This is a genomic window from Nonomuraea sp. NPDC049625 (assembly GCF_040675285.1).
GTDB lineage: Bacteria > Actinomycetota > Actinomycetes > Streptosporangiales > Streptosporangiaceae > Nonomuraea > Nonomuraea angiospora_A.
On record NZ_JBFAOQ010000011.1, the window covers coordinates 259,313 to 274,211 of the forward strand.

Consider the following 14,899-nt stretch of genomic DNA (forward strand, 5'->3'; position numbering starts at 1 on the left):
GTGCCGTGCCGGGAGAGATTGGCGGACGTAGCCGGAAAAGTCCCTCCCGAGGAGCCCATGGAGTCGCTGCTGGTCCTGCACGCGGTGGCGGCGGTGTGCGCTCCCTGGCTGGTCAGGCGCACGTCCCTGGCCGTGCTCGCCCTTCCCCCGGGCATCGCCTTCCTCGCCGTGCTGCTGTGGCTGCCCCCTCAGGAGAGCGCGGCCTGGGCGCCCGTGCTGGGGCTGGAGCTGTCCTTCCGCGCCGACGCATTGGCCGTGCTGATGATGTCGCTGGTCACCGGCGTGGGCGCACTGGTCATGATCTACAGCTCCCGCTACTTCAGCCGGGACGACAAGGGGCTCGGGCGCTACGGCTGCTTCATGACGGGCTTCGCCGGGTCGATGCTGGGGCTGGTGGCGGCCGACGACCTGCTCCTGCTGTACGTCTTCTGGGAGCTGACCACCGTCTTCTCCTACCTGCTCATCGGGTACGACCCCGAGAGCAGGCTGAGCAGGCAGGCCGCCATGAAGGCGCTGATGGTCACCACGTCCGGCGGCCTGGCCATGCTGGCGGGGTTCGTCCTGCTCGGGCAGGCCGCGGGCACGTACCGCGTCTCGGACATCGTCGCGCACCCGCCCCACGCGGGCCCCGTCGCCGTCGTGCTCATCCTGGCCGGCGCGCTGTCGAAGTCGGCGATCTTCCCGTTCAGCATGTGGCTGCCGGCCGCCATGGCCGCCCCCACCCCCGTCTCGGCCTACCTGCACGCGGCCGCCATGGTGAAGGCCGGCGTGTACCTGCTGGCCAGGCTCGGCCCCGCGCTCGGGGACCTAGCGGTCTGGCGGGCGGTGGCGGTGCCGCTCGGCCTGGTCACGATGGTGCTGGGCGGGTGGCGGGCGCTGCGCGAGACGGATCTCAAGCGGCTGCTCGCCTACGGCACGGTCGGCCAGCTCGGCTTCCTCACGGTGCTGTTCGGCTCGGGCGACGGCGGCGCGGCGCTGGCCGGCGCGGGCATGCTGCTGGCGCACGCGCTGTTCAAGGCCGCGCTGTTCCTGGTGGTGGGCATCGTCGATCACGCGGCGGGCACCCGCGACCTGCGCGAGCTGAGCGGGGTCGGCCGGTCGATGCCGTGGGTGTGCGGGGTCGCGGTGCTGGCGGGGGCGTCGATGGCGGGGCTGCCGCCGCTGGCGGGGTTCGCGGGCAAGGAGGCCGCGCTGGAGGCGCTCATGGGCGCTCCGGTCGTGCTGGCGGGCGTGGTGGCCGGGTCGGCGTTGACGGCGGCGTACACGCTGCGGTTCCTGTGGGGCGCGTTCTGCGACAAGCCGGGGGTGGCGGCGCGGCAGACGCATCGCATGCCCGCGGCCATGACGGGACCTGCCGCGGTGCTGTCGCTGCTCGGGCTGGTCCTGACGCCGTTCGCCGGGTGGTTCGCCTCCGCCTTTTCTGGATATATCGTGACATTTCGCGTTAAGGGGCATGACGTCCATCTGGCGGCGTGGGGCGGCTTCACCCTGCCGCTCCTGCTGTCGGCGGTGTCGGTGGCGGCCGGGGTGGCGCTGTTCCTGGCCAGGGAGCCCGTGGCCAGGGCGGGGGCGGCGCTGCACGTGGTCGATTCCGGGCAGGTCTTCTGGGCGCTCGTGCAGCGGCTCGACCGCTTCGCCATCCAGCTCACCGGCTTCATCCAGCGCGGGTCCGTACCCGACTACCTGACGCTCACCCTGCTGGCCGCGGTCGGCGTCGGCGTGTTCTCCCTCGCCTCCGGCGGCCCGCCCCACCTCGGCGTGCCCGTCGTCCTCTGGCAGCGCCCCGAGCAGCCCGTCGTCGCCGTCCTGACGGTGGCGGCGGCCGTGCTGGCGCTCTTCGCCCGCGCGTTCATCCTGCTGGCCCTGGTCGTCGGCCTCACCGGGTACGGCACGGCGCTGCTGTTCCTGGCGCACGGCTCGCCCGACCTGGCGCTCACCCAGTTCCTGGCCGAGACGGTGAGCCTGGTCATGTTCGCGCTGGTGCTGCGGCGGCTGCCGCTCGGCCCGGTCAGGGGGCGGCTGCCGTTCCCGTTCAGGATGGCGCTCGGGCTGGCCGTGGGGGTGGTGGTCACGGGCGCGGGCATGCTGGCGATGGGCGCGCGGACCGCCGAGCCGGTCGGCGCGCACCTGGAGGCGGCCGCCGGGCAGGCCGGCGCCAGGAACATCGTCAGCGCCCTCATCGTCGACCTGCGCGCCTGGGACACCATGGGCGAGAGCACGGTGCTCGTCGTGCTGACCCTGGGCGTGACGAGCCTGGTGTTCCTGCGGCGCAGGTCGTACCACATCGAGCCGGTCGCGGGGCCGCCCGCCGAGCGGACCCGCTGGCTGTCGGCCACGCTGCCGCGCGGGCAGCGGGCGCTGGCGTTCGAGGTGGTGGCCCGGCTGACGTTCCACACGGTCCTGGTGCTCTCGGTGTTCCTGCTGTTCATCGGGCACAGCGAGGTCGGCGGCGGGTTCGCCGGCGGCATCGTGGCCGGGCTGGCGATCACCGTGCGCTACCTGGCGGGCGGGCGGAACGAGCTGGCCGCCGCTCTCCCGGTGCACGCCGGGGTGCTCATGGGCGCCGGGCTCACGCTGTCGGCGGGCACGGCGCTGATCGGGCTGGTGTTCGGGCGGGCGGCGCTCGACCTGCTGACCGTGGACGTGAGCGTGCCCCTGGCCGGGCACCTGCACGTGTCCACGGGGCTGCTGTTCGACCTCGGCGTGTACGTGTCCGTCGTCGGCATGGTCCAGGACATCCTGCGCTCCCTCGGTGCCGAGCTGGACCGGCAGGAGAGCATGTGACCGTCACCCTGCTGCCCTTCCTGGCCTGCTTCGCGATGGTCGCCACCGGGGTCACGCTCCTGCTGGAGCGGAGCCTGGTACGGGTGCTGGCCGGCGTCGTCCTCCTGGGCAACGGCGTCAACCTGCTGATCGTCACCGCGGGCGGCGACCCGGGCGGCCCGCCCTTCGTGGACGTCCGCGGGCGGGCCGACCCGCTGCCGCAGGCCATGGTGCTCACCGCGATCGTGATCACCCTGGGGGTGACGGCGTTCCTGCTGGCCCTGGCGCACCGGTCGTGGCAGCTGTCCGGGAGCGACGAGGTCCAGGACGACACCGAGGACCGCCGCGTACGGCTGCGCGCCCGGCGCGGCGAGCTGAGCGACGCCGTGCGCGCCCGGCGGGACGCCTACCGGCGGCTGGTCGCCGAGCAGCGCGCCGAGCTGGCCAAGCTCGCGGCCGAGCAGGCCGAGCGCGAGCGGCTGCAGGAGGCCGACCTGGAGCAGCGCATCTCCAGGGTGCACGACGAGCTCGAACGGTGGATGCACGAGCGGCGGCAGGAGGGGCTGACCGAGGAGGAGGTGCACCTGCGCTTCGAGGAGGCGGGGCGGCGCGAGGACGCGGCCGCCCTGGACAACGCCGAGCGCATCGAGCAGCTGCGCGAGCAGCACACGCGGGGGCGGGAGGAGCAGGCGGCCAGGGAGCGGGCGATGCGGAGAAAGCTCAAGGCACGGCAGCGGGAGGCGCGCAGGCAGATGCGGGCGGCCATCAGGGAGGAGCGGGAGCGCCAGGCCCTCGCGCAGGATCCCGAGCTGGAAGGCGAGGACTGACCCCGTGGAGAGGCTGATCTGCGTGCCCGTGCTGCTGCCGCTCCTGGCCGCCGGCGTGAAGCTGGCGATCGGCGGGCGGCTGCGCCGGCTGCAGTCGCTCATCAGCCTGGTCACGCTCGCCATCTCGGTCGTCGTCTCGGCGCTGCTGTTGGTCGCCGCCGACACCCGCGGCCCGCTGGTCACCGAGCTGGGCGGCTGGCCGGCGCCCGTCGGCATCTGCCTGGTGGCCGACCGCCTGTCCACGCTGGTGCTGCTGGTGTCGTCGGCGGTGACGTTCTGCGTCATGGTGTACTCGGTCGCCAACGCCTACGCCGCGCAGGAGCACGACGCCCCCATGGCGATCTTCCATCCGGCGTTCCTGGTCATGGTGGCCGGGGTGGCGGACGCGTTCCTGTCGGGTGACCTGTTCAACCTGTACGTGGCGTTCGAGCTGCTGCTGAGCGGCTCCTACGTGCTGCTCACCTTCGGCGGCACCGAGTCCAGGATCCGGGCGGGCGCCACGTACACGCTGATGGCCCTGGCCTCGTCGATGTTGTTCCTGATCGCGCTGGGAGTCACGTACGCGGCCACCGGGACGCTGTCGATGGCGCAGCTCGCCGAGCGGTTCGCCACGTTGCCCGTGCAGGTGGCGCTGCTGGTGGAGCTGACGCTGCTGCTGGCGTTCGGCATCAAGGCGGCGATCTTCCCCATGTCGGCCTGGCTGCCGGACTCCTATCCCACCGCGCCCGCCCCGGCCACGGCTGTGTTCGCCGGCCTGCTGACCAAGGTCGGCGTCTACTCGATCATCCGTCTGGAGGCGCTGCTGTTCCCGGGCGGGCCGGTGTCGACGCTGCTCATGTGGGTGGCGCTGGCCACGATGCTGACGGGCGTGCTGGGCGCGGTCGCGCAGACCGACCTCAAGCGCATGCTCTCGTTCACGCTGGTCAGCCACATCGGCTACATGGTGTTCGGCGTCGGCCTGTCCACGGCGGCCGGGCTGGCCGGAGCGATCTTCTACGTGGTGCACCACATCACCGTGCAGACGACCCTGTTCCTGGTGACCGGGCTGGTGGAGCGGCGCACCGGCACCACCTCGGTGAACGGGCTCGGCGGCCTGATGACGACCGCGCCGCTGCTGGCCGTGCTGTTCTTCGTGCCCGCCATGAACCTGTCGGGCATCCCGCCCATGTCCGGCTTCCTCGGCAAGCTGATGCTGGTGCAGGCGGGCCTGGCCGACGGCCGCCCGCTGCCCGTCGCCCTCGTGGCCGGGGGCCTGGTGACGAGCCTGCTCACCCTGTACGCCGTGGCCCAGACGTGGAGCAAGGCGTTCTGGCGGGGCCCGCGGGCCGTGCGGGCGGGCACGGTCGTGGAGAGCGAGGAGTACACCGGCGAGGACCCGACCGTCACGACGACGGCCGTCCCGGGGACGCTGACGGCGGCGGTGGCGGCGCTGGTCGCGATGGGGCTGTCGTTCACGGTGCTGGCCGGGCCGCTGTCGGCGTTCACGCACCGGGCCGCCGCCGAGCTGATGGCCCGCGAGCCGTACGTCACGGCCGTGCTCGGAGGGCGGCCGTGAAGCCGCGGCTGGCGCTGATCGCCTGGCTGGCGGTGGTGTGGGTGACGTTGTGGGGCGAGCTTTCGGCCGGCAACGTGCTGGGCGGGCTGGCGGTCGCGCTGGTGGTGACGTGGCTGCTGCCGCTGCCCGTTCTCGACCCGGGCATCAGGGTCCATCCGGTGGCGCTGGTGGACTTCCTGCTCTGGTTCGGCCGGGACCTGGTGGTCTCGACCGTGCGGGTGGTGGTCTGGGTGGTGCGGCCCGGCGTGCCGCCCACCCAGATCGTCCGGGTACGGCTGCGCACGTCGTCGGAGTCCATGACCGTGATGATCATGGTGGCGCTGTCGACCGTGCCCGGCAGCCTCGTCGTGGAGGCCTACCCCGAGGAGCGCGAGCTGGACCTGCACGTGCTGGGGCGTCCGGGAGACATCGCCGAGGCGGTGCGGGCGGACGTGGCCGGGCTGGAGTCGCGCATCGTGGCGGCGTTCGGCACCCGGCGGGACCGGGAGGAGCTGCCGTGACCGTGGTGTACCTCGTGACGCTGGGGCTGCTCGGATGCGCGGCGGCGGCCACGCTCTACCGGGTGGCGCGCGGTCCCACGATGCTGGACCGGGCGGTCGCGGTCGACGTGATGACGTCGCTGTGCATGTGCGGCGTCGGGGCGTTCGCCGTGGTCAGGGACGACTATTCGGACCTGCCGATCCTGCTGGTGCTGTCGTTGCTGGGGTTCGTCGGGTCCGTGTCGCTGGCCCGCTTCTTCTCGGGGAGGTCCCGATGAGCTGGCTCGACATTGCGGCGGCGGCCTGCCTGCTGCTGGGCGCGACGCTGGCGCTGTCGGCCGGGGCCGGGCTCGTCCGGTTCCGCACCACGCTGGACCGCATGCACGCGGGCACCAAACCGCAGGTGCTCGGCGTGCTGCTGGTGCTGCTGGCCATGTGGCTGCACCGGCCCACCTGGGCGAACGCCGGGCCGCTGCTGCTGGCGGGCATCTCCCAGGTGATCACCGTGTCGGTCGCGGCGTACATGGTGGGGCGAGGCGCCTACTCGCGCGAGCGCGCGGACGACGACACCGAGCTCCCATCGGAGGACTGATCGTCCGAGCGGTTGAGCGCCGCCTGGCCGAACCAGGTCCACAGGGCCAGCGCGGCCAGGATCCCTCCGGTGGTCCAGCCCAGCGCGGGGCCGAACAGGTAGTCGATCACGAGCATGGTGGCCGTCGCCATGGACACGGCCAGCGCGAGCGCGCCGACGATGCCGTAGAGGTTGGAGCGCCGTACCAGGGTCTCCTTGCGCCCCTGCCGGAACAGCACGCGGTGCTGGGCGGTCGGCGCGATGTAGCAGATGGACGCGACCGCCGCGCTGACCAGCGCCAGGTAGAACAGCCACCGGTCGGGCTGGTCCAGCTTGCCGAAACCGGCCGAGAAGGGCACGGTGAGCAGGAACGCGAACAGCACCTGCACTCCGGTCACCGCCACGCGCGCGCCCTGTAAGAGCTCCACGAAGTTCCGGTCCGCGCGCTCCTGATCCGACTCGTTCTTCACGCCGCCTCCCGACTCCCGAACGAGAGACTTCTCCTTCCTCGGCGGGGCGCGCTAAAACCTCGCCCGCAGGATCTTGGCCGGGGTGATGGGCAGATCGCGCACGCGGTGGCCGATGGCGTGGTGCACGGCGTTGCCGACGGCGGCGGCCGTGCCGACGATGCCGATCTCGCCGATGCCCTTGCTGCCCATGGGGTTGAGGTCGTCGTCCTCCTCGTCCAGCCAGACCGCCTCGATCCGCTCCACGTCGGCGCAGGCGGGCACGTGGTACTGGGCCAGGTCGCGCCGGAGGAAACCGCCGAACTCCTCGTCGGTGTACGTCTCCTCCATCAACGCCATCCCCATGCCCATCGTCATGCCCCCGATGAACTGCGACCTGGCCAGCTCCGCGTCCAGGATGTGCCCGGCGGCGAAGACGCCGAGCAGGCGCGACACCCGTACCTCGCCCGTCACGGCGTTGACCCGCACCTCGGCGAACTGGGCGCCGAACGCGTGCCTGGCCAGCTCCGCGTCCCGCGCGACCTCCTCGGTGGTGTCGGCGCGGCCCACCGTGCCGTTCACCTTGAGGTGCTCGCAGGCGCGCACGACCGCCGAGCCCCACGAGGCCGTGCCCATGGAGCCGCCCGCGAGCGGGGCGTCCGGCAGGTCGCTGTCGCCCAGCTCGACGTGCACCCGGTCGGGCGCGACGCCCAGCGCGCCGGCCGCGATCCCGGTCAGCGCGGTACGCGCGCCCGTGCCGATGTCGGCGGCGGCCACCTGGACGAGGAAGTCGCCCTCCCGCATGGTGACGACGGCCTTCGACGGGCTGCGCCTGGCCGGATAGGTGGAGGCGGCCACGCCGGTGCCGACCAGCCACTCGCCCTCCCGGTGGCGTTCCGGCTCGGGGTCGCGCCGGTCCCAGCCGAAGCGGCGGGCGCCCTCGCGCAGGCAGGCGACCAGGTTGCGGGAGCTGAACGGCAGGCCGCTGTCCGGCTCCGTCTCCGGCTCGTTGCGGACGCGCAGCTCGATCGGGTCGATGCCGGCGGCGCAGGCCAGCTCGTCCATGGCGGACTCCAGCGCGTACATGCCGGGGCACTCGCCGGGGGCGCGCATCCACGACGGGGTGGCGACGTCCAGCCGGACCAGCCGGTGCGCCGTGCGCAGCGCGGGCGTGGCGTACATGACGCGGGCCGGGGTCGTGGTCTGCTCGGCGAACTCCACCAGCGTCGAGCTCTGCTCGTAGGCCACGTGCTCCAGCGCCGTGAGCCGGCCGTCGGCGTCCGCGCCGAGCCGCAGCCGCTGGATCGTGGGCGTGCGGTAGCCGGTGACGTCGAACATCTGCTGCCTGGTCAGCACGATCTTGACGGGCCGGCCGACGGCCCTGGCGGCCAGGGCGGCCAGCACGGCCTGGGGCCTGGAGGTGCCTTTCGAGCCGAAGCCGCCACCGACGTGCCGGGACACCACCCGCACCTGCTCACTGGACACGCCGAGGGTCCGGGCGAGGAGGTCGCGGCTCGCGGACGCGCCCTGCGTGGTGTCGTACACCAGCAGCCTGCCCTCGCCGTCCCACAGCGCCAGGGCGGCGTGCGGCTCCATCGGGTTGTTGTGCAGGACGGGGGTCGTGTAGGTCACGTCGATGACGGTCTCGGCCGCGTTGAGCCCGGCTTCGACGTCGCCCTTCACGGTGTCGGACGGGAAGCCGGGGTTGACGGTCTCCGGCTGGTACAGGTTGGGGTGGTCGGCGCGCAGGGCCACGTCGTGGATGTCCTGCTCGTACTCGACGACGATCGCGTCGGCGGCGGCGCGGGCGTTCTCGTAGGTGTCGGCCACGGCGGCGGCCACGAACTGGCCGCGGTAGGCGACCTCCCGGCTCTGGAACAGCGCCAGCTCGCCCTCGGCGGCCGGGCCCAGCCGGGGCGGGTCCTCGCTGGACAGCACGGCCAGCACGCCGGGCATGGCGAGCGCGTCGCGGACGTCGATGCGCCGGATGCGGCCCTTGGCGATCCGCGACTGCACGGGATAGGCGTAGGTGACGCCCTCGACCGGGTATTCGGCGGCGTACGTGGCCAGCCCGGCGACTTTGACGCGGCCCTCGACGCGGTTCACGGCGTCAGCTCCTCAAGCGTGCGGACGATCAGATTGCGGGTCAGCGGCACCTTGAAGTCGTTGCGCGGGAGCGGACGGGCCTGTTCCAGCTCGGCCTCGGCGGCGGTGCGGAACGCCTCACCGGTCGCCGGGCCGCCGACGAGGACCTGCTCGGCGCGTTCGGCCCGCCACGGCGCGTGGGCCACGCCGCCGAGCGCGATGCGGCAGCCGGTGACGGTGCCGTCGCGGACGTCGAGCACGGCGGCGATGGACACGAGGGCGAAGGCGAACGACGCCCGCTCGCGTACCTTGCGGTAGAGCGAGGCGCCCGGCGGCGGCGCGGGCAGCTCCACGGCGGTGATCAGGTCACCCGGCTCCAGCACGGTGTCCCGCTCGGGCGCATCGCCCGGCAGCCGGTGCAGCCCCGGCATCGGGACGACCTTGTCACCGCCCTGGCCGGTGACGTGCACCTCGGCCTCCAGCGCGGCCAGCGCGACCGCCATGTCCGACGGATGGGTGGCCACGCAGGCGTGCGAGGTGCCGAGGATCGCCAGGTTCGTGTGGTCGCCCTCGATGGCCGGGCAACCGGAGCCGGGCTGGCGCTTGTTGCACGGCCGGGTCACATCCTGGAAGTACGGGCAGCGGGTGCGCTGCAGCAGGTTGCCGGCCACCGTGGCCATGTTGCGCACCTGGCCGGAGGCGCCGGACAGCACCGCCCGGGCCAGCATCGGGTAGCGGGAGCGCACCAGAGGGTGGAGCGCCAGATCGCTGTTGCGCACGGCGGCGCCGACCCGGAGCCGGTCGCCGGTCTGCTCGATGGCGTCGAGCGGCAGCTTGCCGACGTCCACCAGGCGGTCCGGCTCGGCCACGCCCAGCCGCATGAGGTCCACCAGGTTGGTGCCACCGCCCAGGTACATGGCGCCCGGCCCGAACCTGCGCACCGCGTCCGCCGCGCTGCCCGCCCTGGTGTATTCGAAGAGTTTCACGGCGCGACCTCGGCGATGGCGCTGACGATGTTGACGTAGGCGCCGCAGCGGCACAGGTTGCCGCTCATGCGCTCCCTGATCTCCTCCGGCGTCAGGCCGGGGTCCTCGCGGAGATCGCCGGTGATCGCGCTCGGGCCCTGCTCGCCCAGCATCCCCACCGCCGAGCAGAGCTGCCCCGGCGTGCAGTAGCCGCACTGGAAGGCGTCGTGCTCGATGAACGCGGCCTGCAGCGGATGCAGCTCGTCACCCTCCATCAGCCCCTCGACGGTGACGATCTCCGAGCCGTCCATCGCCACCGCCAGCGCCAGGCAGGAGTTGGCCCGCCGCCCGTCGATCAGCACCGTGCAGGCCCCGCACTGGCCGTGGTCGCAGCCCTTCTTGGCGCCGATCAGCCCCAGCCGTTCCCGGAGCAGGTCGAGCAGCGACATCCGAGGGTCTACGTGCACAGAATGTGACGATCCGTTCACCTTCAGGGTGATGTCCATGGCGCACGACTACCCGACCTCCAGACGAGGCAATCTCTGAGGGCGGTAAAGCGCGGTGTCCGTTTTGCGCCTGGGATGAGGGGTAGCCGAGCGGGCATGGGCGTGTCGATCGACGAGCAGGTGACGGAGTCGGCGGCGATACTCACTGTCAACGCCGGGTCGTCGAGCCTCCGCCTGGATCTGGTGGAGGGCGGTTGCGTGCTGGACAGCGTGCGCACCGAGCGCGCCGTCGACCCCGGCTCGGCCAGGAGCGAGCTGTCGTCGTTCCTCGGCGGGCACTTCGGGCGCGACATCCGCGCCGTGGCGCACCGCCTCGTGCACGGCGGCGATCTCGTCCGCACCCCGACCGTGGCCGACGACGAGACGGCCGAGGGGCTGCGGGGCCTGACGAGCCTGGCGCCGCTGCACCTGCCGCCGGCGCTGGCCCTGCTGGACGCGGCCCGCGCGGAGCTGCCTGCCCTGCCGCACGTGCTCTGCCCGGACACCGCCTTCCACGCCGGCCTGCCGGAGGAGGCCGCGGTCTACGCGCTGCCGCTGTCCTGGCGGGAGAAGTACGGGCTGCGCCGCTACGGCTTCCACGGCCTGTCGTACGCGTGGGCGGCCGACCGGGCGGCCGAGCTGCTCGGCCGGCCGCCGGCGGAGCTGGACCTCGTGCTGACGCACCTGGGCGGCGGCTGCTCGGTGTGCGCGGTGTCGGGCGGGCGCAGCCTGGACACCTCGATGGGCTTCACCCCGCTGGAGGGGCTGCCGATGTCCCGGCGCTCGGGCAGCGTGGATCCCGGGATGCTGATGTGGCTGCTGGGGCCGGGCCATCTCACGGTGGATGAGCTGAGCGAGGGGCTGGAGCGCCGCTCCGGCCTGCTGGGGCTGTCGGGCGGCTTCTCGGGGGACACGCGCGAGCTGGTGGCGGCCGCGCGGGAGGGCGACTCGGCCGCGGAGCTGGCGCTGGAGGTGTTCAGCCACCGGGTGGCCAGGGAGATCGCCGCCGCGGCCACCTCGCTGCGGCGGATCGACGCGCTGGTGTTCACCGGGGAGATCGGCTGGGACCAGCCCGAGGTGCGCGAGGCCGTCTGCGCCCGCCTCGGGCTGCTCGGCATCGAGCCTCCCTCGCTCGGCAACCGCCACGACGACGGGCCGGTCAGCGCGTACGACGCGGCCGTCCCCGTCATGGTGGTGCAGGTGCGCGAGGAGCTCCAGCTGGCCCGCGAATGCCTGCACGTGCTCGCGGAGGAGGACGAATGACGGTTCTCGACGAGGTACGCCGCTCGGCACTGCCGCTGACCGGCCCGGGGGATCTCGACCCGCTGATGGAACGCGTGGGGGAGGCGAGGTTCGTGCTGATCGGCGAGGCCAGCCACGGGACGCATGACTTCTACGCCTGGCGGGCGGAGCTGACCCGCCGGCTGATCGCCGAGAAGGGATTCGGTTTCGTCGGGGTCGAGGGCGACTGGCCCGACTGCGAACGGGTGCATCGGGCCGTGACCGGCGACACCGATCCCTTCGAGGCCCTCTACGCGTTCGAGCGCTGGCCGACGTTCATGTGGGCCAACGAGGAGGTCGTGCAGTTCTGCCGGTGGCTGCGGCGCTACAACGCCGCGCTGCCGCGCGAGGAGCGCTGCGGCTTCCACGGCCTGGACGTCTACAGCCTGTGGGACTCGCTGCGCGCCGTACGCCGCTACGCCGCCGCCCGGCTGCCGCACGAGATGGAGCCGGTCATCGACGCGTTGTACTGCTTCGAGTCCTACGGCCACGACCCGCAGCAGTACGGCCTGGCCACCCGGCTGGTCCCGGAGGGCTGCGAGGACGAGGTCGTGCAGCTGCTCCAGGCCGTGGTCCGCGCGGCGCCCGGCGACGAGCAGGGCTTCAGCGCGCGCCAGAACGCCGAGGTCGTGGCCGGGGCCGAGCGCTACTACCGCTCCATGATGCGCGGCGGCCCCGAGTCCTGGAACGTCAGGGACGTCCACATGGCCGACACCATGGCCCGGCTCGCGGACTTCTCCGACGCCAAGGGCGTGGTGTGGGCGCACAACACCCACGTGGGCGACGCCCGCGCCACGGACATGGCCGCCGCGGGCATGACCAACCTCGGGCAGCTGGCCCGGGAGCGGTACGGTGACGACGCGGTGCTGGTGGGGTTCGGCACCCACCGCGGGTCCGTGGTGGCCGCGACTGCCTGGGGCTCGCAGCACCACGTCATGCGGGTGCCGCCGGCGCGGCCCGCGTCGCTGGAGGCGCTGCTGCACGAGGCCGTCGTCGAGCCCGAGGTGCTGTTCGTGGTCCCACCCAAGTGGTCGAGACCCGCCTGGTACGACGAGCCGATGGGGCACCGGGCGGTCGGCGTCGTGTACCACCCCGAGCGGGAGCTCAGGGGCAACTACGTGCCCACGGTGGTGGGCGGCCGCTACGACGCGTTCATCTGGCTGGACGAGACCAGGGCGCTGCACCCGCTGCACGGCGAGCCGTGGGGCGACGCCGAACCGGCGACATATCCGACCGCCATGTGACCTTGTCGGTGCCAGGTGGTTGGATCTGCGGTGTGGAGGCGTCGGTCGAGCAGCTCGTCTACGTCCGGGAGGACGAATACACCGTCGCGCGCATGAGCGCCGACGGCGAGCCCGACTTCGTGGCCACCGGGCGGGCGCTGGCGGGGGCGCAGCCCGGCGAGACGCTGCGGATCTTCGGGGAGTGGGGCCGCCATCCCCGCTACGGGCGGCGCTTCGCGGTCAGCGGGTGCGAGCGCATCGTGCCCTCGTCGGTCCGGGCCATCCGGATCTACCTGGGGTCGGGGCTGATCAGGGGCATCGGGCCGCGCCTGGCGTACGCGATCGTCGACCACTTCGGCGAGGCCACGCTCAAGGTGATCGACAGCGAGCCCGAGCGGCTCACCGAGGTCGTCAACATCGGGCCGCTGCGCCAGGGGCAGATCGTCCAGGCGTGGCAGGAGCAGAAGGCGATCGCCGCGCTGATGGTGACGCTGCAGGGGCTCGGAGTCAGCCCGCTGCTGGCGGCCAAGATCTACCAGGTGTTCGGGCAGGACGCCGACGAGGTGCTGGCCACGGACCCCTACCGGCTGATCGGGCGGGTGCGGGGGATCGCGTTCCGGATCGCCGACAAGATCGCGCTGCAGTCGGGGGTGCCCGAGCGCAGCCCGCAGCGGGTCAAGGCGGCGCTGCTCGACCGGCTGGAGGCGGCGGGCAGCCGCGACGGCCACTGCTTCGTGCCGGTGCCCGCGCTGGTGCGGGAGACGGCGGAGCTGATCGAGCAGGACCAGGAGCTGGTGCGCCCGATGATCGACGCGCTCGTGGCCGACCGCCGGGTGGTCGTGGAGGCCGCGCCGGGCCGGCCGGGCCAGGCGGGCCAGGCGGTGGCGTACGCCAAGCACGTGCACGGCCGGGAGGCGGCGCTGACCGAGCAGATCGCCCGGCTCATGCGGGCCCGCTCGACGCTCCCCCTGCGCGCCTTCCCCGACGACCCCGGGCTCCACGAGGACCAGCAGGCCGCCGTCAACATGGCTCTGACCAGCACCGTCTCCATCATCACGGGCGGTCCTGGGTGCGGCAAGAGCCACACGGTGAAGGCCATCGCGACCACGGTCAGGGCGGCGGGCGGCACGGTCACGCTCACCGCGCCCACGGGCAAGGCGGCCAAGCGCCTGTCGGAGCTGACCGGGCTGCCGGCGATGACCATCCACCGGATGCTCGCCCGCCGGCCCGATCCCGACCCGGAGACGCTGTTCGACGAGACGCCGTCGCAGGCCGACCTGATCGTGGTGGACGAGGCGTCCATGCTCGACCTCCACCTGGCCACCCGGCTGGCCGCCGCGGTGCCGTCCGGGAGCCATCTGCTGCTCATCGGCGACGGCGACCAGCTGCCCAGCATCGGGCCCGGCGACGTGCTCGCCGACCTGCTGCGCGTGGAGGCGGTCCCGCGGGTCCAGCTCACCCACGTCTTCCGGCAGGCGGGCGGCAGCGGCATCATCGACGCCGCCCACCGCATCCGCGCCGGCCGGCTCCCGGTCAGGACGGCCGGCGGCGGGTTCTGGTTCGAGGAGCTCGACGACCCCGCCCAGGTGGCGCGGCGGGTGGCCCATCTGGCGATGGTGGCGATCCCGCGCAAGCAGAACGTCGAGCCCGACCAGGTGCAGGTGCTGTGCCCGATGCGCAAGGGCGAGACGGGCGCCACCGCGCTCGGCCGCCTGATCCAGGACCAGCTCAACCCGGCCGCCGACGACAAGCCGGAGCACTGGTCGGGCGCGTCGGTGTTCCGGGTGGGCGACCGGGTCATGCCGATCCGCAACAACTACGACAAGGGCGTCTTCAACGGGGAGACCGCCACGGTGACGGCGGTCGTGCAGGAGGAGCGCACGATCGAGATCCTGACCGACGACGGTGAGCGGGTGCGCTACGGCTTCGACGAGCTCGACGACCTGACCCACGCCTACGCGATCAGCGTGCACCGGTCGCAGGGCAGCGAATACCCGTTCGTGGTGGCGCCCGTCGTGGCCGAGTCGGGCGGGATCATGCTGCGCCGCAAGCTCCTCTACACGCTGGTGACCAGGGCGAAGGCGTGGGTGGTGCTGGTGGGCCAGCGGGAGGCGCTGGAGCTGGCCGTCCACCGGATCGGCCACCGGCGCAACACCGGCCTGGCCCGCCGCCTGGCCCTCGCCCTGGAAAGCTAGCCCGGCCCCTCACCGTGGACGCCG

13 protein-coding genes are annotated in these 14,899 nt (G+C 73.0%); 9 read left to right on the forward strand and 4 right to left on the reverse strand.

Annotation, left to right across the window (positions count from 1 at the left end; all coding sequences use genetic code 11):
• Positions 1-57 precede the first annotated feature (57 nt).
• The 6 genes from AB0J87_RS39965 to AB0J87_RS39990 are packed head-to-tail and all read left to right on the forward strand — an operon-like array spanning position 58 to position 6,216.
• Positions 58-2,784, forward strand: coding sequence for a Na+/H+ antiporter subunit A (locus AB0J87_RS39965; RefSeq protein ID WP_363974613.1), 2,727 nt, complete (start codon positions 58-60; stop codon positions 2,782-2,784).
• Positions 2,781-3,590 (forward strand): Na(+)/H(+) antiporter subunit C, encoded by an 810-nt coding sequence (locus AB0J87_RS39970; protein ID WP_363974616.1) that lies wholly within the window; start codon positions 2,781-2,783, stop codon positions 3,588-3,590. Before AB0J87_RS39965 ends, AB0J87_RS39970 begins: the two co-directional genes overlap by 4 nt.
• A 4-nt stretch (positions 3,591-3,594) precedes the next feature.
• A complete protein-coding gene (locus AB0J87_RS39975) occupies positions 3,595-5,145 on the forward strand; it encodes a Na+/H+ antiporter subunit D (protein ID WP_363974619.1) in 1,551 nt (516 codons plus the stop codon).
• Positions 5,142-5,645 (forward strand): Na+/H+ antiporter subunit E, encoded by a 504-nt coding sequence (locus AB0J87_RS39980; RefSeq protein ID WP_363974622.1) that lies wholly within the window; start codon positions 5,142-5,144, stop codon positions 5,643-5,645. Before AB0J87_RS39975 ends, AB0J87_RS39980 begins: the two co-directional genes overlap by 4 nt.
• Positions 5,642-5,902, forward strand: a complete 261-nt coding sequence (locus AB0J87_RS39985) for a monovalent cation/H+ antiporter complex subunit F (protein ID WP_185074016.1) — start codon at positions 5,642-5,644, stop codon at positions 5,900-5,902. The genes AB0J87_RS39980 and AB0J87_RS39985 overlap by 4 nt, the downstream gene beginning before the upstream one ends.
• Positions 5,899-6,216 (forward strand): monovalent cation/H(+) antiporter subunit G, encoded by a 318-nt coding sequence (locus tag AB0J87_RS39990; protein ID WP_350727754.1) that lies wholly within the window; start codon positions 5,899-5,901, stop codon positions 6,214-6,216. The genes AB0J87_RS39985 and AB0J87_RS39990 overlap by 4 nt, the downstream gene beginning before the upstream one ends.
• On the opposite strand, the gene AB0J87_RS39995 is transcribed toward AB0J87_RS39990, so the two are convergent.
• From AB0J87_RS39995 to AB0J87_RS40010, 4 genes are read right to left on the reverse strand one after another with little or no spacing between them, the layout of a single operon-like run.
• Positions 6,165-6,665, reverse strand: a complete 501-nt coding sequence (locus tag AB0J87_RS39995; protein WP_350727753.1) for a DUF6328 family protein — start codon at positions 6,663-6,665, stop codon at positions 6,165-6,167. The genes AB0J87_RS39990 and AB0J87_RS39995 overlap by 52 nt on opposite strands.
• Positions 6,666-6,716: 51 nt before the next feature.
• Positions 6,717-8,747 (reverse strand): xanthine dehydrogenase family protein molybdopterin-binding subunit, encoded by a 2,031-nt coding sequence (locus AB0J87_RS40000; RefSeq protein WP_363974626.1) that lies wholly within the window; start codon positions 8,745-8,747, stop codon positions 6,717-6,719.
• On the reverse strand, positions 8,744-9,712 hold the full coding sequence (locus AB0J87_RS40005) for a xanthine dehydrogenase family protein subunit M (protein WP_363974629.1): 969 nt from the start codon (positions 9,710-9,712) through the stop codon (positions 8,744-8,746). Before AB0J87_RS40005 ends, AB0J87_RS40000 begins: the two co-directional genes overlap by 4 nt.
• On the reverse strand, positions 9,709-10,197 hold the full coding sequence (locus AB0J87_RS40010; RefSeq protein WP_350727750.1) for a 2Fe-2S iron-sulfur cluster-binding protein: 489 nt from the start codon (positions 10,195-10,197) through the stop codon (positions 9,709-9,711). The genes AB0J87_RS40005 and AB0J87_RS40010 overlap by 4 nt, the downstream gene beginning before the upstream one ends.
• Positions 10,198-10,293: 96 nt before the next feature.
• On the opposite strand from AB0J87_RS40010, the gene AB0J87_RS40015 reads away from it, so the two are divergent.
• From AB0J87_RS40015 to AB0J87_RS40025, 3 genes are read left to right on the forward strand one after another with little or no spacing between them, the layout of a single operon-like run.
• Positions 10,294-11,439: an acetate/propionate family kinase gene (locus tag AB0J87_RS40015; protein ID WP_363974631.1), complete on the forward strand. Its 1,146-nt coding sequence runs from the start codon at positions 10,294-10,296 to the stop codon at positions 11,437-11,439.
• Positions 11,436-12,701 (forward strand): erythromycin esterase family protein, encoded by a 1,266-nt coding sequence (locus tag AB0J87_RS40020; RefSeq protein ID WP_363974634.1) that lies wholly within the window; start codon positions 11,436-11,438, stop codon positions 12,699-12,701. Before AB0J87_RS40015 ends, AB0J87_RS40020 begins: the two co-directional genes overlap by 4 nt.
• 32 nt (positions 12,702-12,733) lie before the next feature.
• Positions 12,734-14,875, forward strand: a complete 2,142-nt coding sequence (locus tag AB0J87_RS40025; RefSeq protein WP_363974637.1) for an ATP-dependent RecD-like DNA helicase — start codon at positions 12,734-12,736, stop codon at positions 14,873-14,875.
• Positions 14,876-14,899: the final 24 nt, after the last annotated feature.